Below are 17,797 nucleotides of genomic sequence, written 5' to 3'. Positions count from 1 at the left end.
GTTGGTACTCCCGGTTCGGAATTAAGTCTAGCGATCAAGCAGCGCCTGCAGCGTCTCGATGCGGTCGGCTTCGGCGGTCGGCTTGTCCCAGCGCAGCCGTGAGATGCGGGGAAATCGCATCGCAACGCCGGATTTGTGGCGGGTCGAACGGTTGAGACCTTCGAAAGCCACCTCCAGCACCAGGCCTTGGCTGCGGTCGGCGCGCACCGAGCGCACCGGGCCGAAACGCTCGACGGTGTTGTCGCGGACAAATTTGTCGATCTGCTTCAGCTCCTCGTCGGTGAAGCCGAAATAGGCCTTGCCGACCGGCACCAGTTCCTCCGCGCCTTCCGGCCCCGACCAGACGCCGAACGTATAATCGGAGTAGAAGCTGGACCGCTTGCCATGGCCGCGCTGCGCATACATCAGCACAGCATCGACCGTGTGCGGATCGCGCTTCCACTTGAACCACGGGCCTTTCGGCCGTCCCGCGAGATAGGGCGAATCCCAGCGCTTCAGCATCACGCCTTCGATGATCGGGTGCGGCGGCGCGCGGCGCAGTTCCTCCAGCGTTTGCCAATCCGGGAATTCGACGAATGGCGACAGATCGAAACGGTGCGGGTCCAGCGTTGTGATGAAGGCCTCAAGACGGGCCCGCCGCTCGCGGAAAGGTAGCGCGCGCAAATCTTCGCCGTTGATCTGCAGCGCATCGTAGCAGCGCATGAACGCCGGGTATTGCTGCTGTATCTTCGGGGCCACGCTCTTGCGATTGAGCCGCTGTTGCAGGTCCGAAAACGTGCCGGTCGCCGCGGGCTCGCCGACCAGCAATTCGCCGTCGAGCGCGGCGGAAAAATCCATTGCCTGGGCGAGATCGGGAAATGCGCCGGACACATCGTCGCCGGTGCGCGAATAGAGCCGGCGCACGCCGCCCTCGCACACCGCCTGAACGCGGATGCCGTCCCATTTCCATTCCGCGGCATAGTCGGCCGGATCGAGCTTTTCGAGGTCGCCGTCACCGACCGGGTTCGACAGCATCACCGGGCTGAACAGGGCAAGTGCGGTCCGCTTCGGCTTCTCGGCCTTGCCTTCCAGCCACGCAAACAGCGAGATATAGGGCGGTGTCAGCCCGTGCCACAGCTCCTCGATCTCGGCGACATCGACCTTGCCGAAATCGGCCAGCGCCTGTTTGGCCAGCCGCGCCGAAACGCCGATGCGCAAGCCGCCGGTGACGAGCTTGATGATGGCAAAGCGCGCCGAAATGCCGGCGCTGTCGAGCAGCCCGGCCAGCACCTTGGGTCCGTCCGAGCGGCTCGCCGCCTGCAGCTTCGCCACGACATCGCCAAGCGTCGGCTCCCGGTTGGGGATATGTCCCGGCGTCTGCGGCCAGACCAGCGACACGGTTTCGGCAAGGTCGCCGACATAGTCGTAGGAATAGCCGAACAGCACCGGATCCATGCGCTCGGTGACCAGCGTGCGCAGCATCGCCGGCTTGACCGCCGCAATGTTGAGGTCGCCGGTGATAGCCGCCAGCGCCAGCCCGCGGTCGGGGTCCTCGACGCTGCGGAAATAATCGACGAGCAGCGTCAGCTTGCCATTGCGCGACGGCGTCAGCACCAGGCGGTCGAGGAGTTCGGCGAAACGGTTCATGCGTCGCCCCACGCCAATGGTGAAAACCGGCGCGAGGCACCCCCCTCTGGCCTGCCGGCCATCTCCCCCTCAAGGAGGGAGATCGGATGTCGCGCCGGCCTTGGCCAATCTCCGATATTGGCGGAGATGAGCCGGCATTGGAGCTGCCAATATGCCCCCTTGACGGGGAGATGTCCGGCAGGACAGAGGGGGGCGCAACGGGTCGCGGCGCTGGTGATCACCATCAATCGCCCTCGTCCTCATAGCCCACCAGGTGCAGTGGCCTGGCGGCGATGCCTTCCAGCTCGCACCAGCGCACCAGCGCTTCCTCGCGGCCGTGCGTCACCCAGATTTCGCCGGCGCCCGTCTCCTTGACGGTAGCGGTCAGTTCATCCCAGTCGGCATGGTCGGAAATGATCAGCGGCAGTTCGACGCCGCCTTGCTTGGCGCGCTGGCGGATGCGCATCCAGCCCGAGGCGAAGCATGAGATCGGGTCGGGAAAGCGCCGCGCCCAGCGGTCGGCGAAGGCCGATGGAGGGCCGACAACGATGGCCCCGGTGAAATCCTGCTTGCCGCCGCTGTCGACGGTTGCCGGCTCCAGCGTGCCGAGGTCGATGCCCTGGCTCTGGTAATATTCGCTGAGCTTGGCCAGCGCGCCGTGGATATAGATCGGCCTGTCATAACCGGCATCGCGCAGCAGCCGCATCACCCGCTGTGCCTTGCCCAGCGCATAGGCGCCGACCAGATGCGATCGCTCGGGAAACTGCGCCGCCGATTTGAGCAGCCGGGCGATCTCCTCCGTGTCGGGCGGATGGTGAAACACCGGCAGGCCGAAGGTCGCCTCGGTGATGAAGACGTCGCATTGGACCGGTTCGAACGGTGCGCAGGTCGCGTCCTTCTGGCGCTTGTAGTCGCCGGAGGCGACGATGCGCCTGCCCTTGTGCTCGACCGCGATCTGCGCCGAGCCCAGCACATGGCCGGCCGGATGGAAGGTGACGCTGACATCGTTCAGCGCCATCGCTTCGCCAAGCACGGCCGCTTGCGTTGTCCCGGCAAAATCCTCGCCATAACGCAACCCCATAATGTCGAGTGTCTGCTGCGTAGCCAGCACCGAACGATGGCCGGATCGGGCATGGTCGGAATGGCCATGCGTGATCAACGCCCGGTTGACTGGCCGCACCGGGTCGATGAAGAAATCGCCGCATGGGCAATAAAGGCCTTCAGGCCGGGGATGGAGCAGGTCGCTGGCGCGCATCCACTGAAGATAGTGGCTAATTCCAGCGCGGGAAGCCTGTTGCAAGAGACTGCTGACTCGGCCTACAGCCAGCCACCGGCCGCATCAGCCGGCGGGGCCATCGCCATGCAACCGCTGAAAATCTCGTCCGGCGACCTGACCGCCGACCGTCGCGCCGACTATGCCGAGATGCTTTTCGGCTCGGGCGAGCACGCGGCAGCGGCGGAGCTGCTGCTCGGCGCGCTGGAACTGGCGCCGCAATGGGCGGCGGGCTGGTTCCGCCTGGGCGAGATGCAGGAGGCAACGGGGCTGCTCGACCTGGCGACGCAGGCCTGGGCGGCTGTGCTGAAACTGGACCCGGCGGATCGCCTGGGTGCTGCGCTGAAGCTGCAGCTGATCGGCAAGGCGCCGGCTGCCGCAGCGCCACCCAGCGCCTTCGTCGAGACGCTGTTCGACCACTATGCCGAGACTTTCGAGGACTCGCTGGTCGACAAGCTCGGCTACCGGCTGCCGGAGTTTCTCGATCGCGCCATTCGCGCGGCAAGACCGGGCCGCTTTTCGCTGGCGCTCGATCTCGGTTGCGGCACCGGTCTGATGGGCGAGAAACTGCGGCCGGTCGCCGAACGGCTGGAGGGCTACGATATCTCCGCCGCCATGCTGAAAAAGGCCCGCGCCAAGGGCGTCTACGACCTGCTCGCCAAGGCCGATCTGCAGCATTTTGCCTATGCCGGGCCGAAAGCCGATCTGGTGGCGGCGGCCGACGTGTTCATCTATGTCGGCGCGCTCGATCGCGTGGTGAAGACCGTCGCCGGCATTCTGGCCACCAATGGCCTGTTTGCCTTTTCCGTCGAAACGCCAGCCAAGGGCGGGGCGGGCGGCGACGCCGGTTTTGCGCTGCAGCCGTCTCGTCGCTACGCCCATTCTCAAGCCTATGTCGAGCGGGTGCTTGCGGCAAACGGCCTGTCGGTGCTGTCGATGCAGCCGACCGTCATCCGCTGGGATCGCCGCCAGCCGGTCGGCGGGCTTGCCGCGCTGGCGGTGCCCTCGTCCAAGGGTTGATGTCTCGTCTTGTTCGAAAACGTGAATAGGATTTTTGCGGCTCGCGCGGCATCAGGTAGGATACAAGCCGAGAAAAGCCCTCGGCAGGCATTGAGGAGGAACACATGCGCTGGAACATGATGGTCTTGGCGTCCTGCCTGGCGATGGCCGGCTGCAGCAGCTCGATGTCGGAGCGGCAGGACCAGGACGTACAATCGTCGCTGCAATATGACAACGTGCCTTGCGACCAGTTGCTGGCGCAGCGCAACGAACTGGCGCAGCAATACCATCTGTCGACGGACGCCAAGCCGAGCTTCTCCAATCCGGCGATGGGCTTCGGCCCGTTCACGCCGGATATGCGCTCCAAAAGCAAGCGCGATACTGATCTGGCAAGTGGCAAGATCGACGCCATGAACCGCTCGATCGTCCGCCGCGACTGCGGCAAGCCCAACAAACAGAAGAAGTTCACCCTGCCGAGCTGAACCTGAACTTCCTCAGTACCCCGCCTTGCGGTCGACCACGTTATCAAGCTTTTCGCCGCGCTCGAAGGCATCCATCTGCCGCAACATGCTCGGCGCCAGGTGGACAGGGTCGGAGGTCGCCGCCGCGTGCGGCGTCACGAACACTTTCGGGTGACTCCAAAGCGGACTGGTCTTCGGCAGCGGCTCGACCTCGAACACGTCGAGGCTCGCCTCCTTCAGCGTGCCGTCGTCCAGCGCTCGCAAGATGTCGGCGTCCTTCTGCAGCCGGCCGCGCCCGGCATTGATCAGCACCGAGCCGCCGAGGCCGTTTCGCTTGCGCAATTCCTTCAGCACGCCGTAATTGATGATGCCGTGCGTGTCCGGCGTCAGCGGCAACAGCACCACCAGTATGTCGGTGGCGTTGAGGAAGGGGATCAGCCCGGCCTCTCCGGCATAGGTCGCAACGCCTTTCATGGCCTTGTCGCTCCGCGACCAGCCATTGACGGCAAAGCCGAGCGACAACAGCACCGATGCCGCCGCGCGGCCGAGATTGCCGAGCCCCATAATGCCGACCGAGATGTCACCGGCCGGCCGCTGCGGCGGTTCGTGCCAGGTCTTCTTCGGCTGCTGCGCACGATAGAGCATGCCCTGGCGGTGATGGTCGAGCACGCGCCAGACGACATATTCGGTCATGTACTGCGTCAGGTTCTCGGCGACCACTTTGACGATCGGCACATCGGGCAGGCCGGGATCGGCGAAGATGTGGTCGACGCCGGCGCCGATCGAGAAGATTGCGCGCAGATTGGGCAGCGATTTCAGTAGGTTCGGCTTCTGCTTCCACACCACCGCATAGGTGATCGACGGATCCGAAGCGCCGTCCGGCTCCAGCACCACTTCGCGCTCGGCCGACAGCAGCTCGCGCCAGCGCTGCGGATGAAAGCCGGTGACGGCAAGCAGGATTTTGCCTTTTTCCATTTGCGGATTGTATTCCCTGTTATTCGCTGACGATACCGACCGGCGCCGTCTCGATCTTGAACGCGGCCGAGATCAGCGCCTTCGTATAGTCGGTCTGCGGCCGCTCGAAAATCTGTTCGGAAGGGCCGGCTTCGACGATCTTGCCATTGCGCATGACGATGACGTCATTGGCAAGGGCGCGAATGACTTTCAGATCGTGGCTGATGAACAGATAGGCAAGGTCGTGCCTGGCCTGCAGATTGCGTAAGAGGTCGACCACTTGCGCCTGCACGCTCATGTCGAGCGCCGAGGTCGGTTCGTCCAGCATGACGAAGCGTGGATTGAGCACCATGGCGCGCGCAATGGCGACGCGCTGGCGCTGGCCGCCGGAGAATTCATGCGGATAGCGGTTCCTGGTCGCCGGATCGAGCCCGACCTCCTTCAGCACGGCGACGACCTTGTCGTCGCGTTGATCGGGCGACAGCTTCGGCTCGTGGATCTTCAAGCCTTCCTCGATGATCTCCGAGACCGACATGCGCGGGCTGAGCGAGCCGAACGGGTCCTGGAAAACGATCTGCAACTCGCGGCGCAGCGGCCGCATGGCGTTGAAGGAAAGCTGGTTGATGTCGCTGCCATTGAACTGGATGGTGCCGGTCGATGAGATCATCCGCGCCAGCGCCAGCCCGAGCGTCGTCTTGCCGGAGCCGGATTCGCCGACGACGCCTAGCGTCTGGCCGGCGCGTACGGTGACGTCGATTCCGTCAACAGCCTTCACATTGTCGACGGTGGTGCGAAAGAAACCCTTTTTGATCGGGAACCAAACCTTGATGTCCTTGCCGGTCATAACCGGTTTGGCGGCGTCGTTGGCGGCCGGCGGCTTGCCCTTCGGCTCGGCGGCCAGGAGGTGCTTGGTATAAGCGTGCTGCGGGTTGGCGAAGATGTCCCTGGTCGGCCCGGTCTCGACGATCTTGCCTTTGGTCATCACGCAGACGCGGTCGGCGATCTTTCTGACAATGCCGAGATCATGGGTGATGAACAGCATTGACATGCCCTTGCGGCTCTTCAGCCCCGCCAGCAATTCGAGGATCTGCGCCTGGACAGTGACGTCGAGCGCCGTCGTCGGCTCGTCGGCGATCAGCAGTTCAGGCTCGTTGGCCAGCGCCATGGCGATCATGACGCGCTGGCGTTGGCCGCCGGACAGCTGGTGCGGATAGGCGTCGAGCCGCTTTTCCGGTTCGCGAATGCCGACCTCGTTGAGCAGCGCCAGCGTGCGCGCCTTGGCCTGGCGGTCGCCCATGCCCTGATGCAGCGCCAGGATCTCGACGATCTGCTGCTCGATCGTGTGCAGCGGATTGAGCGAGGTCATCGGCTCCTGGAAGATCATGGTGATCTTGTTGCCGCGCACGCTGCGCAACTGCTTTTCGTTCATCGCCAAAAGGTCGGCGCCCTGGAACAGGATCTTGCCCGAGGGATGGCTGGCCGTCGGGTAGGGCAGAAGCTTCAGCACCGACAGCGCCGAGACCGATTTGCCGGAACCGGATTCGCCCACAAGCGCCACCGTCTCGCCCTTGGCGAGATCGAAGGAGATGTGGTCGACGGCGGTCGACTCGTTGCCGCCTTGGGTGAAGGCAACGCTGAGATCGCGGACGGAGAGCAGGAGTTCGCTGCTCATCGGAACGCCTTGCGCGGGTCGAAAGCATCGCGCGTTGCTTCACCGATGAACACCAACAGCGACAGCATCAGCGAGATGACGATGAAGCCCGATATACCGAGCCAGGGGGCATTGAGGTTACTCTGCGCCTGTTTTAGCAGTTCGCCGAGCGACGCGGTGCCGGGCGGCAGGCCGAAGCCGAGATAGTCGAGCGAGGTCAGTGTCGAGATCGAGGCGCTGACCAGAAAAGGCATGAAGGTCAGCGTCGCCACCATGGCATTGGGCAGAAGATGGCGCAGCATGATGGTGCGGTTGGACACACCAAGCGCGCGGGCCGCGTTGACATATTCGAAGTTGCGCGCGCGCAGGAATTCGGCGCGCACCACGCTGACAAGCGACGTCCAGGAGAAGAGCAGCATCAGCCCGAGCAGGATGAAGAAGCCCGGCGGCAGGATGGCGGCGACGATCAGCAGCAGATACAGCAGCGGTATCGCCGACCAGATTTCTATGAAGCGTTGAAAGAGAAGGTCGGTCCAGCCGCCGAAATACCCTTGCAGCGCGCCGGCGGCGACGCCGATAACCGACGAACCCGCGGTCAGGATCAACCCGAACAGCACGGAAATCCTGAACCCGTAGATGATGCGCGCCAGCACGTCGCGCGCCTGGTCGTCGGTACCCAGCCAGTTCCAGTTGCCGACAATGCAGTCAGGATCGGCAGCGCCTTGCGGATATTGGCTGCATCGCCTCTGCGCGTCGTATTCCCATGACGGTTTTGCGGGAGCGGCGTCGGGGATCGCATTGTTGACGGTGCGGTAGGAATAGCGGATTGGCGGCCAGATCATCCAGCCATTGGCGTTGATCTCGTCGCGGATGACCGGGTCGCGATAGTCGGTGACGGCGTAGAAGCCGCCGAATTTTTCCTCGGGGTAGGCGACCGCCACCGGGAACAGGATCTCGCCTTTGTAGTAGGCGACGATCGGTCTGTCGTTGGCGATCAGTTCGGCAAACAGCGACAGCACGAACAGAGCGAGGAATATCCACAACGACCAGTAGCCGCGCCTGTTGGCCTTGAAGTTCTGCCAGCGCCGCTTGTTGAGCGGCGACAGCCAGGGGCGGGCGATCCTTGTCGGTGTGATCTCGGCTGCAGCCTGCGTCATCAGACGTCTCTCCGCTCGAAATCGATGCGCGGATCGACCCATGTGTAGATCAGGTCGGACAACAGCGTCACGAACAGGCCAAGTAGCGAAAATATATAGAGGTTGGCGAACACGACCGGATAGTCGCGCGCCAACACGGACCTGAAACCGAGCAGCCCGAGACCGTCGAGGGAAAAGATGTTCTCGATCAAAAGCGAGCCGGTGAAAAAGGCCGAGATGAAGGCCGCTGGAAAGCCGGCAATGACGATCAGCATTGCGTTGCGGAACACATGTCCGTAAAGCACCCGCCGCTCCGACAGGCCCTTGGCACGGGCCGTCACCACATACTGTTTGCGTATCTCTTCCAGGAAGGAGTTCTTGGTCAGCAGCGTCGTCGTCGCGAAGGCCGACAGCACCAGCGCCGTCAGCGGCAAGGTCATGTGCCAGAAATAATCGACGATCTTGTCGGGCCACGACAATTGGTCCCAATTGTCGGAGACGATGCCGCGCAGTGGGAACCAGTCCCAGAAGGAGCCGCCCGCGAACAGCACCATCAGCAATATGCCGAACAGGAAGGCCGGTATGGCATAGCCGACGATGATCACGCCGCTGGTCCAGACGTCGAAGGCGGAGCCGTCCTTGACCGCCTTGCGGATGCCAAGGGGAATCGAGATCAGATAGGACAACAGCGTGATCCACAGCCCAAGCGAGATCGACACCGGCATCTTCTCCAGGATCAGGTCAAGAACCGAGATGTCACGGAAATAGCTGTCGCCGAAATCGAAGCGGGCATAGTTCCACAGCATCATGCCGAAGCGTTCGAGCGGTGGTTTGTCGAAGCCGAATTGCTTTTCCAGCTTCTTGATGAATTCCGGATCGAGCCCTTGCGCGCCGCGATACTTCGAGCCGACGTCACCGGCCACATCGAAATTGCCGCCGCCTCCTGCATCGCCGCCGCCGCTGCCGAGGCGGTCGCTGCCGCCCTGGTTGGTCAGGCTGGCGATGACCTGCTCGACCGGTCCACCCGGTGCGAATTGAGTGACGACGAAAGCAACCGCCATGATGCCGAACAGGGTCGGTATCATCAGCAGGATACGGCGCAGTATGTAGGCGCCCATCAGCTTTCACCCTCCCCCTTGTGGGGAGGGTCGATCCGCGAAGCGGAGCGGGGTGGGGGTAGTCTCGATCCGGCGTACGCCGTCACACCCCCACCCCGGTTCGCCATTCGCGCTGCGCACGAAGTGCTCACCGACCCTCCCCACGAGGGGGAGGGTAAAGTGCCGCGCAACAGCCTACCCTTTGCCAATTTTTGCCGCCTTGCCCTTGTCGACCCACCACAGCGCTTCGACCGGGAAGTCGAAATCGGGTTTCCGCTCGGGAAAACCGAACATGTCCCAATAGGCGCTTCGATGATTCGCCAGGAACCAACTTGGAATCCAATCCCTCCGTGCACGCAAGACCCGGTCGAGCGCGCGCATGGCAATTGTCAGGCTTTCGCGACCCTCGGCGGCACCTGCGGCGTCAACCAGGGCGTCGATGGCCGGGCTCGACGTTCCCGGCAGATTGCGAGAGCCCGATACGGTAGCTGCTCGCGAATGGAAAATGGTTTCGAGGTCGTCACGGGTTGGCGTCGCCGGAAACGAGGCCGCGACCGAGACGAGGTCGTAGTCGAACGAATTCTGCCGCAGCTGATATTGCGCGGCATCCACCAGCCGGATCGAGGCATCGATGCCGACCGCCTTCATGTTTTCGACCCAGGGCGAGTAGACCTGTTCGAAGACTTCGTCGTCGACAAGAAACTCTGCGGACAACCGACCACCCTTGTCGTTCACGACGAAATTGCCGGACCGTTTCCAGCCGGCCTCGGCCAGAAGCTTGGCCGCCTTGCCAAGCAACTGCCGGTCGCGGCCGGAGCCGTTCGACGCGTCCTGGATCACGGCTTCGCCAAAAGCCTCGGCGGGAATCTGCTCACGCAGCGGCTCAAGAAGAGCCAATTCTTGTGGCGACGGTCTGCCCTCGGCGCGAAATTCGGATTTCTCGAAGCAGGATTGCGAGCGCTCATAGGAACCGTAGAAGAAATTGCGCCGCGTCCATTCGAAGTCGAAGCAGAGCCCGATCGCCTGCCGCACGCGCGAGTCGCGAAACTGCTCGCGCCGCTGGTTGACGGCGGTGCCCTGCATCGAAGGCACCGTTTCGGCCGGGAATTCGTGCTTCACCACCTTGCCGGCAGTGAACGCTGGGAAGTCGTAGCCGGTCGCCCAGACGCGCGAGGTGAATTCCTCCCTGTAGAGGATTTCTCCCTTCTTGAACGCTTCGAAGGCAACGCTACGGTCCTGATAGAACTCAACGCGGATCCGCTGAAAATTGTTCTGGCCGCGATTGACCGGCAGGTCGTTGCCCCAATAATCAGCCACACGCTCATATTCGATCCAGGCCCCTGCCGACCAGCGACCGACCTTGTAGGCGGCTGACCCCAACGGCGGGTTCATCTGCGAGGAATCGAACGGGTTGGCCGTGTAGAACGCCTTCGACAGGACCGGGAACTCGACGACGTTGAGGATGGTGCGGCTTGTCTGCTTGCCGGAAAACCTAAGCTGCAGCGTGTGGGCATCCACGGCAATCGCGTCATCCAGATGCGTTAGCGGCAGGGAATAGTACGGGTGCCCCTTGTCCTTGAGCAGCTTGAAGGTGAAGGCGGCATCCTCTGCCGTCAATGGCGTGCTGTCATGGAAGCGGGCCTGCGGGCGCAGCGAGAAGGTGAAGTCGTTGCGGTCGTCGGAAATCGTCACGCTGTCAGCGATCAGCCCGTAAACGGCGTCAGGTTCGTCGTACGCTCTCACCATCAGTGAATCGAAGCACATCTCCGTGCGCTGGGGCGAATCGCCTTTGGGAACGAACGAATTCAGCGTGTTGAAGGTCAGCGGCGTCTGGTTGGCAAGCCAGTTGCGCGGCAGGAAGTTGAAGACGCCACCTTGCGGCGCATCGACATTGACATAGTCGAAATGAGTGAAGTCCGGCTTGTATTTGAGGTCGCCGAAAGCCGACAGTCCATGCAGTTTCACGCCGGTTGGGCTGGCGGCGAAAGCCTTGCCCGGCAGCAGCGCAGCAACGGCCGCGGCGCCACTGAGGGCCAGGAAATCGCGGCGAGGGAGCCCCGCCATCAATTGCTGCCCTTGTACTTGGCGGCCAGGGCCTTTTCCTTGTCCGCATCGATCCACCAGGAATCGATATCGGCGCCACGGTAGCCGGGCTGCTTTTCCGGGATGCCGAACTTGTTCCAGTAAGCCAGCCACACAACGGCGCGATAGTATTGCGGCACCACATAGTAATTCCACAGCAGCACGCGATCGAGCGCATGGGTGGTGGCGACGAGGTCATCGCGATCCGTGGCAAAAATGATGCGGTCGACAAGGGCGTCAACGACCGGGTTCTTGATGCCGGAATAATTGCGCGATGCCGGTGTGTCGGCGGCCTTGGAGCTCCAGAAATCGCGCTGCTCGTTGCCGGGCGATTCCGACTGTTGGAGCTGTCCTGTGATGACGTCGTAATCGAAGTTTCTGACGCGGTTGGTGTACTGGCTCGGGTCGACGATGCGCAGTGTTGCATCGACGCCGATCTTGCGCAGATTGGCGATCCAGGGGCTGGAAATGACCTGGTCGGTTTCATTCGAGCCTAGGATTTCAAACTTGAATGGCTCGCCGGTCTTGGCGTTGACCATCTTGCCGCCCTTGATCACCCAGCCGGCCTGGGCGAACAGGTCGACCGCCTGCTTCAGATATTTGCGCTCCGCCTGCGGCGAATCGTAGACCGGCAACTTGAATTCCTGGGTGAATACTTCCGGCGGCAGCTTGTCGCGGTACTTCTCCAGGATCTCCAATTCCTTGCCTTGCGGCAAGCCGCTAGAGGCTAGGTCCGTGCCCTGGAAATAGCTGTGGGTGCGAGTGTTGAAACCGAAGAACAGCGTGCGGTTCATCGATTCGAAATCGAACGGGTAGGTGAGCGCGGCCCTGACCAGACGATCGGCAAACAACCTATGTCTCTGGTTGAGCATGAAAGCCTGCATCGGCTCGGGCGAGGTGGTCTTGAACTCCTGCTTGATCACATCGCCGGCCTTGATCGCCGCGAAATCATAAAATGTCGCCCAGCGCTTCGAGCTGTTTTCCGGCTTGATATCGTCGAGGCCACCTTTCTTGAACGCCTCCCAGGAGGCGTTGTCGTCAAGAATGTAGGTGAAGTGCTGCGTGTCGAAATTCTCCCGGCCGATCTTCACAGCCAGCTTGGCGCCCCAATAGTCGGGGACGCGCTGCCAGACGATTTCCGACCCCGCCTTGAAGCTGGCGATCTTGTATGCAGCCGAGCCCAGCGGCGGCTCCAGCGTCCCCTTGGTGATGTCGCGCTTCTTGCCATTGTCGTCGGTGCCTTCCCACCAATGCTTGGGCAGCACGACAAGGTCGCCGAGGATCTTGGGCAGTTCGCGATTGCCCTTCTGGTCGAAGTGGAACTCGACCTCACGGTCCGAGACAGCGACGGCGTCGGTGACGTTTTCGAAATAGCGGCTGTACATCGGGCTGTTGGCCTTCAGCACCTGGAACGACCAGATCACGTCGTCAGTGGTGATCGGCTGTCCGTCATGCCATTTCGCCCGTGGGTCGAGCCGGTAGGTGGCCGAGGAATAGTCGGTAGGGTACTTGTAGGCATCGGCGATGAGCGGGTGGCTGACGCTGCCTTCGTCAGTCGCTTGATCCATGAGCGTGTCGTAGAGCAGGCCGCCGCCAAATGGCTGCAGGCCGGCCGCCGGCGAGCCCTGCACGACGTAGGGATTGAAGCTGTCGAACGTGCCGGAAACGACCGAATTGTAGGTACCGCCCTTCGGTGCATCCGGATTCACATAATCGTAGCGCTGGAAGTTCTCGCCATATTTGGAGGGGCCGATCAGCGAAGAGGTGGTGTGCCATTCCTGGGGGAAGGATGCCTGCAGGCCGCCTGCGAGGGCGCCCACAACCAGAAAGGACCTCAGAAGCGTTCGGCCAACCGTCATGCGTTCTCCTCGTCGCGATGCCCGGCAATCCTAAATGATTTGACGCCGGTGAAAACCGCCATGCGGCGGCTTTGTCGCCGCATATGCGATTTTCCTAACAAAAAGCCGGGCTGAACCCGGCTTTTTTGAGGTCATGGAGATGACAATTCGGTTATTTGGCGGGCGCCGGTGCCGGCGTCGCAGGGGCTGGAGCTGCACCTTCAGCCGGCTTGGCCGGAGCGGCACCCTCGGCCGGCTTGGCCGGCGCCGTTGCATCGGCGGCGGCACCTGGCGTCGGCAGCGGCTTCGGGCTATCCGACAGCGTGCGCAGATAGGCAATGACGTTGGCGCGGTCCTCGTCCTTCGGCAGGCCGGCAAAGCCCATCGCCGTGCCCTTCACGAATTTCTTCGGCGAGGTGATGAAGTGGTTGAGATTGTCATAGGTCCACTTCTCGGCGCCGCCCTTGGAAAACTCCTTCATGCCGGCCGAATAGGCAAAGCCCTCATGCTCGGCGACGGGGCGGTCGACGATGTCCCAGAGATCCGGGCCGACCTTGTTGGGGCCGCCTTTTTCGCCGGAATGGCAGGCCTGGCATTTCTTAAAGACGGCCGCACCTTGCTCGACATTGGCGGTGGCCAAAAGGTCGGCGATCGGCTTCGCCTCTGCTGCGGGTCCGGCGGCGCCGCCTTCGGCAGGCTCCGTCGCCTCGATGGCAAAGCCGGGTTTTTCCGGCGCCGGCGAGGCAAACAGGGCGTCGGACACCAAACCGACCGAGAAGACGACGAAACAGGTTCCAAGCAACCCGGCGAGCAGTTTGTTGACTTCGTTGGAATCCATACGCCCCAGGGCTCCCTTTTCCGGCGGACCTCTCCGTCCACTCCGTCCGTCGGTATCGTGACCCACCCCGTCGAGCCGGTCAAATCGGGCGGAAACTAGGTCTTTTGCTTGGGCGTTGCAACACCTATAAGGGCGCTTCCAGTGAGACCTTTTGCCACTTTCCCCATCCTCTTTCGAACGCCTTGCAACCTCGATGTCCACGCTCATCCTGATCCCGGCCCGCATGGCCTCGACGCGCCTGCCGGGCAAGCCGCTGGCCGACATAGCCGGCGCGCCGATGATCGTCCATGTCGCCCGCCGCGCCGCTGAGGCTGGGCTTGGCCGGGTAGTGGTGGCAACCGACACGCGCAACGTGGCCGAAGCGGTGCGCGCGCACGGTTTCGAGGCGGTGATGACGCGCACCGACCACGAATCCGGTTCCGACCGTATCTTCGAGGCGCTGACCGCCCTCGACCCCGATCGCAAGGTCGAAACCATCGTCAATGTGCAGGGCGACCTGCCGACCATCGATCCCAAGATCATCGGTGCGGCGCTGAAACCGTTCGAGGACGCTGCGGTCGACATCGCCACGCTCGGCGTCGAGATCGTCCGCGACGAGGAAAAGGCCAACCCCAACGTCGTCAAGATCGTCGGTTCGCCGTTGTCGGCGACGCGGCTGAAGGCGCTCTATTTCACCCGCGCCACCGCGCCCTGGGGCGAGGGGCCGCTCTATCACCATGTCGGCCTCTACGCCTATCGGCGCTCAGCCCTCGAACGCTTCGTCGCGCTAAAACCTTCGCCGCTCGAACGGCGCGAGCGGCTGGAGCAGTTGCGGGCGGTGGAGGCCGGTATGCGCATCGATGCCGAGATCGTGCAATCGCTGCCGCTGGGCGTCGACACGCCGGAAGACCTCGAACGCGCCCGACAAATTCTTTCCTGAGACCTTCAACCTGAGATATCGGCATGCCTGACAAGACCAACAGAATAGCCTTCCAAGGCGAACCGGGCGCCAATTCCGACACCGCCAGCCGCAACATGTTCCCTTCGATGGAGCCGTTGCCGTGCCCCACCTTCGAGGATGCCTTCAACGCGGTCGAGACCAACAAGGCCGACCTCGCCATGATCCCGATCGAAAACACCATCGCCGGCCGCGTCGCCGACATTCATCATCTCTTGCCGGAATCGAAACTCCACATCGTCGGCGAGTATTTTCTGCCGATCCACTTCCAGCTGATGGTGCTGCCAGGCGTCAAACGCGAAGAGATCAAGACCGTGCACAGCCATATCCATGCGCTGGGACAGTGCCGCAAATACATCCGCAAGAACGGTTGGAAGCCGGTGATCGCCGGCGACACGGCGGGCTCTGCGAAGCTGGTCTCGGAGCTCAAGGACCGCACCATGGCCTCGCTCGCCCCGGCGCTAGCCGCAGAACTCTACGGCCTCGACATCATCGAGAAGAACGTCGAGGACACGGATTCGAATGTCACCCGCTTTGTCGTGCTGACCAAGGACAAGCGATTGGCCGAACGGCCCTCGGCCGACACCAAGATGATGACGACCTTCATGTTCCGTGTCCGCAACGTGCCGGCTGCGCTCTACAAGGCAATGGGCGGTTTCGCCACCAACGGCGTCAACATGACGAAGCTGGAGAGCTATCAGTTGGGCGCCTTCACCGCGACGCTGTTCTACGCCGATATCGAGGGCCATCCCGACGATCCACTGGTCAAGCTGGCGCTGGACGAACTGCGCTTCTTCTCGCGCGAAGTGCGCATTCTGGGTGTCTATCCCGCCAGCGAGTCGCGCGAGCAGTGGAAGGTCGCGGACTAAGGTTCCCCTAAACCAGCAGGGTCAGCGGCACATAGTCGATTTCCATGAAGGTTTCGACTTCCGGGATCCAGCGGTCGCGCACGAAGGCAACGTGGTCGGGATGCTCGTTATATCTGGTGTAGGCGGCCTGATCGACGAACTCCATCGAGAAGCCGAAGTGATAGTCGTTCTTCGGGCTGACTTGCCGCAGCGGCTCGAAATGGGTGACGCCCTTGATTGCGCTGAGAATGCGCTTGGCATCGGAGAGGAACCGCTTTTCCTCCAGCGAGTACTGCGGGTGCTTCAGGGTGAAAACCACGGTGTGACGGATCATTTTTTGCTCCCGTTAAGCAATTCCAGGAAAAGTGTGAAGCGGTTTTCCGTCCGGAATTGCGTAAAATAACAAGTCTTATTCGCTGTCGACCCAGGCGCGGATCAGATGATGCGCGATCGCGCCTTTCGGCGGCGTGACCAGATTGTCCTTGTGCGTCCTCTCCAGCATGGAACGCACCTCGTCGCGAAAAAACCAGCGGCAATCTTCCAACTCGTTGAGATCGGCCTGGATGTCGTCACTGAGCGGTTCGCCGAAACAGCCGATCATCAGCGAATAGGGGAACGGCCAGGGTTGGCTGGCATGGTAGACAACGCGGCCGAGCCGGATGCCGGCTTCCTCCAGCGTTTCGCGGCGCACCGCCGCCTCGATCGTCTCGCCCGGCTCGATGAAGCCGGCAAGCGCCGAGTACATGCCGGGCCCGAAATGCCGGCCGCGGCCGAGCAGGCATTTTTCCCGCGTCGCCGTCAGCATAATCGCCACCGGATCGGTGCGTGGAAAGTGCTCGGTGCCGCAATTTGGGCAATGGCGCTTGTAGCCGCCGGCCCGCATTTGCGATTCATGGCCGCATTTGCTGCAGAAGCGATGGGTGGCATGCCAGGCAAGCAGGGCGGCGCCTTGCGCCAGCGCGCCCGCTGCCGCCTCGTCGATCAGCCCCTGCATATAGACCGAGCGAAAATCGATCGCCTTCATGGTCTCCGGCAGCTGTTCGGGATCGAGGCCGACCGGCACGGCAAGTACCGGGCCGCTCTCGGCAAAGCCAAGCAGCACGCCTTGTGCGAGTGATGGCTGCAGCTTCTGGCTCTCAGCCAGATCGAACCAAGGGTCGAAGCTGCCATCGTGCAATTTCAGATACAGCCGTCCGCCATGCATCGGCAGAAGACGTGCCGAGGGATCGGCCAACGCCCTTTCGACGGAATCGTCGGCGCGGTTCTCGGATTGCCGATCAATCGTGTTTCCGGCGAAGCCGACGAACTGGCTCGGTTCGCGCAAGGGCGCGTCAAAAAGGCGAAGGGTCATGGAAGCTCGAACGTCTAGGGATGGACACAGGCGGCTTATAGCGCCGCCTTGATCTGTTGCGCAAACTGGCGGATGCCTGAACGCTCATAGGGCTCGCGCATGCCGTGCCCCCACACCGGCCCCGGCCAGCCCGGATCGCCTTCCGAGCGGGCGATGACGTGGACATGCAATTGCCGAACGATGTTGCCGAGCGCGCCGGTGTTGATCTTGGTGCAGCTCGTGGTTCTTTTCAGCGCCTGCGCCACCATGTTGGTTTCGAAGGTCAACATCGCCTGGTCGAGCGGCGTCATGTCGTGGATTTCTTCGGCCCCCGGCCGCTGCGGCACCAGGACCAGCCATGGCCAGCGGCTATCGTTCATCACCCTGAGCTCGCACAGGCCGAGCCACATCAGCTGCTCGCTATCCGCCTCCAGCCTGGAGTCGAGCGTGAATCCGGCCTTGAGGCCCGGTAGCATTGGCGTTTCCCTTGCGCTTCTCGCATTATTCCCAAACTCATCACGCTAGAGCGGCTGCACGGGGGCTGCAAGCGATTCATTGAGCGGCGGAGTTCACGGGCATCCGATTCTCAATGCACCCTTGCATTTGATCGCTGAATTGCCGATATGGAACGCGGGAGGTTGGTGGTGGACGATCCACTCGCCAACCGGGTCAGGTCCGGAAGGAAGCAGCCCTAACGAGCCCGGAACGGGTCATTGTTCCAGCCTCCCACCTCATCGGCCCCTCTCGC

Annotated in this window: 16 protein-coding genes and 1 other RNA gene; 5 read left to right on the top strand and 12 right to left on the bottom strand. The window is 62.5% G+C overall.

Translation table 11 applies throughout. From position 1 onward, the window contains the following. Positions 1–27: 27 nt before the first annotated feature. Positions 28–1,626, bottom strand: a complete 1,599-nt coding sequence (locus NKJ80_RS01030) for a cisplatin damage response ATP-dependent DNA ligase (RefSeq protein WP_352496880.1) — start codon at positions 1,624–1,626, stop codon at positions 28–30. A 223-nt stretch (positions 1,627–1,849) separates the two neighbouring features. Beyond that, positions 1,850–2,860 (bottom strand): ligase-associated DNA damage response exonuclease, encoded by a 1,011-nt coding sequence (locus tag NKJ80_RS01025; RefSeq protein ID WP_023731394.1) that lies wholly within the window; start codon positions 2,858–2,860, stop codon positions 1,850–1,852. Between the two features lie 105 nt (positions 2,861–2,965). Here NKJ80_RS01025 and NKJ80_RS01020 point away from each other — a divergent pair, with 105 nt between their 5' ends. Together NKJ80_RS01020 and NKJ80_RS01015 are read left to right on the top strand one after the other, a co-directional pair. Further along, complete coding sequence (locus NKJ80_RS01020; RefSeq protein ID WP_023699440.1) at positions 2,966–3,898, top strand: class I SAM-dependent DNA methyltransferase; 933 nt, start codon at positions 2,966–2,968, stop codon at positions 3,896–3,898. 104 nt (positions 3,899–4,002) lie between these two features. After that, on the top strand, positions 4,003–4,359 hold the full coding sequence (locus NKJ80_RS01015; RefSeq protein ID WP_023725789.1) for a hypothetical protein: 357 nt from the start codon (positions 4,003–4,005) through the stop codon (positions 4,357–4,359). A gap of 12 nt (positions 4,360–4,371) precedes the next feature. Here the strand turns inward: NKJ80_RS01015 and NKJ80_RS01010 are convergent, their stop codons facing one another. The 7 genes from NKJ80_RS01010 to NKJ80_RS00980 all read right to left on the bottom strand — a co-directional run bounded on the left by NKJ80_RS01010 (position 4,372) and on the right by NKJ80_RS00980 (position 13,934). Then, positions 4,372–5,313 (bottom strand): 2-hydroxyacid dehydrogenase, encoded by a 942-nt coding sequence (locus NKJ80_RS01010; RefSeq protein WP_023696755.1) that lies wholly within the window; start codon positions 5,311–5,313, stop codon positions 4,372–4,374. Positions 5,314–5,332: 19 nt separating this feature from the next. Beyond that, positions 5,333–6,964: an ABC transporter ATP-binding protein gene (locus NKJ80_RS01005; RefSeq protein WP_023688772.1), complete on the bottom strand. Its 1,632-nt coding sequence runs from the start codon at positions 6,962–6,964 to the stop codon at positions 5,333–5,335. After that, the gene (locus tag NKJ80_RS01000; protein ID WP_023682037.1) at positions 6,961–8,100 is read right to left on the bottom strand and encodes an ABC transporter permease; all 1,140 of its coding nucleotides are present in this window, start codon (positions 8,098–8,100) and stop codon (positions 6,961–6,963) included. The genes NKJ80_RS01005 and NKJ80_RS01000 overlap by 4 nt, the downstream gene beginning before the upstream one ends. Continuing rightward, positions 8,100–9,197 carry a microcin C ABC transporter permease YejB gene (locus NKJ80_RS00995; RefSeq protein ID WP_023669509.1) on the bottom strand — a complete coding sequence of 366 codons (1,098 nt, stop codon included), beginning with the start codon at positions 9,195–9,197 and terminating at the stop codon, positions 8,100–8,102. Before NKJ80_RS00995 ends, NKJ80_RS01000 begins: the two co-directional genes overlap by 1 nt. 174 nt (positions 9,198–9,371) lie before the next feature. Next, a complete protein-coding gene (locus NKJ80_RS00990) occupies positions 9,372–11,240 on the bottom strand; it encodes an extracellular solute-binding protein (RefSeq protein ID WP_023682036.1) in 1,869 nt (622 codons plus the stop codon). After that, complete coding sequence (locus NKJ80_RS00985; RefSeq protein WP_023682035.1) at positions 11,240–13,117, bottom strand: extracellular solute-binding protein; 1,878 nt, start codon at positions 13,115–13,117, stop codon at positions 11,240–11,242. The genes NKJ80_RS00990 and NKJ80_RS00985 overlap by 1 nt, the downstream gene beginning before the upstream one ends. Positions 13,118–13,268: 151 nt before the next feature. After that, positions 13,269–13,934: a c-type cytochrome gene (locus NKJ80_RS00980; RefSeq protein WP_023669512.1), complete on the bottom strand. Its 666-nt coding sequence runs from the start codon at positions 13,932–13,934 to the stop codon at positions 13,269–13,271. A gap of 193 nt (positions 13,935–14,127) precedes the next feature. Here NKJ80_RS00980 and NKJ80_RS00975 point away from each other — a divergent pair, with 193 nt between their 5' ends. Then, positions 14,128–14,853: a 3-deoxy-manno-octulosonate cytidylyltransferase gene (locus NKJ80_RS00975; RefSeq protein WP_023669513.1), complete on the top strand. Its 726-nt coding sequence runs from the start codon at positions 14,128–14,130 to the stop codon at positions 14,851–14,853. A 23-nt stretch (positions 14,854–14,876) separates the two neighbouring features. Beyond that, positions 14,877–15,740 (top strand): prephenate dehydratase, encoded by an 864-nt coding sequence (locus NKJ80_RS00970; protein WP_023682034.1) that lies wholly within the window; start codon positions 14,877–14,879, stop codon positions 15,738–15,740. A gap of 7 nt (positions 15,741–15,747) precedes the next feature. Here NKJ80_RS00970 and NKJ80_RS00965 read toward each other — a convergent pair whose 3' ends face one another. The 3 genes from NKJ80_RS00965 to NKJ80_RS00955 form a co-directional block, all read right to left on the bottom strand. Further along, positions 15,748–16,053 (bottom strand): Dabb family protein, encoded by a 306-nt coding sequence (locus tag NKJ80_RS00965; protein ID WP_023669515.1) that lies wholly within the window; start codon positions 16,051–16,053, stop codon positions 15,748–15,750. Between the two features lie 75 nt (positions 16,054–16,128). Continuing rightward, positions 16,129–17,070 (bottom strand): NAD(+) diphosphatase, encoded by a 942-nt coding sequence (gene nudC / locus NKJ80_RS00960; RefSeq protein WP_352496879.1) that lies wholly within the window; start codon positions 17,068–17,070, stop codon positions 16,129–16,131. Between the two features lie 35 nt (positions 17,071–17,105). Then, the gene (locus tag NKJ80_RS00955) at positions 17,106–17,525 is read right to left on the bottom strand and encodes an HIT domain-containing protein (protein ID WP_023669517.1); all 420 of its coding nucleotides are present in this window, start codon (positions 17,523–17,525) and stop codon (positions 17,106–17,108) included. Between the two features lie 157 nt (positions 17,526–17,682). Here NKJ80_RS00955 and ffs point away from each other — a divergent pair. Beyond that, an RNA gene (gene ffs / locus NKJ80_RS00950) (signal recognition particle sRNA small type) lies at positions 17,683–17,779 on the top strand. The last annotated feature ends 18 nt before the right edge of the window (positions 17,780–17,797 follow it).

The sequence above is a fragment of the Mesorhizobium sp. M0030 genome (assembly GCF_040323695.1).
GTDB lineage: Bacteria > Pseudomonadota > Alphaproteobacteria > Rhizobiales > Rhizobiaceae > Mesorhizobium.
The sequence above is the reverse complement of the archived record's forward strand: the minus strand, read 5'-3'. Positions and strand labels throughout refer to the sequence as shown.

Bases quoted from the DNA above. Each gene is read 5' to 3' on its own strand.
- NKJ80_RS01015 (WP_023725789.1), top strand. From the start codon at position 4,003: ATGCGCTGGAACATGATGGTCTTGGCGTCCTGCCTGGCGATGGCCGGC.
- NKJ80_RS01020 (WP_023699440.1), top strand. From the start codon at position 2,966: ATGCAACCGCTGAAAATCTCGTCCGGCGACCTGACCGCCGACCGTCGC.
- NKJ80_RS01010 (WP_023696755.1), bottom strand. From the start codon at position 5,313: ATGGAAAAAGGCAAAATCCTGCTTGCCGTCACCGGCTTTCATCCGCAG.
- NKJ80_RS00980 (WP_023669512.1), bottom strand. From the start codon at position 13,934: ATGGATTCCAACGAAGTCAACAAACTGCTCGCCGGGTTGCTTGGAACC.
- NKJ80_RS00965 (WP_023669515.1), bottom strand. From the start codon at position 16,053: ATGATCCGTCACACCGTGGTTTTCACCCTGAAGCACCCGCAGTACTCG.
- NKJ80_RS00985 (WP_023682035.1), bottom strand. From the start codon at position 13,117: ATGACGGTTGGCCGAACGCTTCTGAGGTCCTTTCTGGTTGTGGGCGCC.
- NKJ80_RS01030 (WP_352496880.1), bottom strand. From the start codon at position 1,626: ATGAACCGTTTCGCCGAACTCCTCGACCGCCTGGTGCTGACGCCGTCG.
- NKJ80_RS00995 (WP_023669509.1), bottom strand. From the start codon at position 9,197: ATGGGCGCCTACATACTGCGCCGTATCCTGCTGATGATACCGACCCTG.
- NKJ80_RS00975 (WP_023669513.1), top strand. From the start codon at position 14,128: ATGTCCACGCTCATCCTGATCCCGGCCCGCATGGCCTCGACGCGCCTG.
- nudC (WP_352496879.1), bottom strand. From the start codon at position 17,070: ATGACCCTTCGCCTTTTTGACGCGCCCTTGCGCGAACCGAGCCAGTTC.
- NKJ80_RS01000 (WP_023682037.1), bottom strand. From the start codon at position 8,100: ATGACGCAGGCTGCAGCCGAGATCACACCGACAAGGATCGCCCGCCCC.
- NKJ80_RS00955 (WP_023669517.1), bottom strand. From the start codon at position 17,525: ATGCTACCGGGCCTCAAGGCCGGATTCACGCTCGACTCCAGGCTGGAG.
- NKJ80_RS01025 (WP_023731394.1), bottom strand. From the start codon at position 2,860: ATGCGCGCCAGCGACCTGCTCCATCCCCGGCCTGAAGGCCTTTATTGC.
- NKJ80_RS00970 (WP_023682034.1), top strand. From the start codon at position 14,877: ATGCCTGACAAGACCAACAGAATAGCCTTCCAAGGCGAACCGGGCGCC.
- NKJ80_RS01005 (WP_023688772.1), bottom strand. From the start codon at position 6,964: ATGAGCAGCGAACTCCTGCTCTCCGTCCGCGATCTCAGCGTTGCCTTC.
- NKJ80_RS00990 (WP_023682036.1), bottom strand. From the start codon at position 11,240: ATGGCGGGGCTCCCTCGCCGCGATTTCCTGGCCCTCAGTGGCGCCGCG.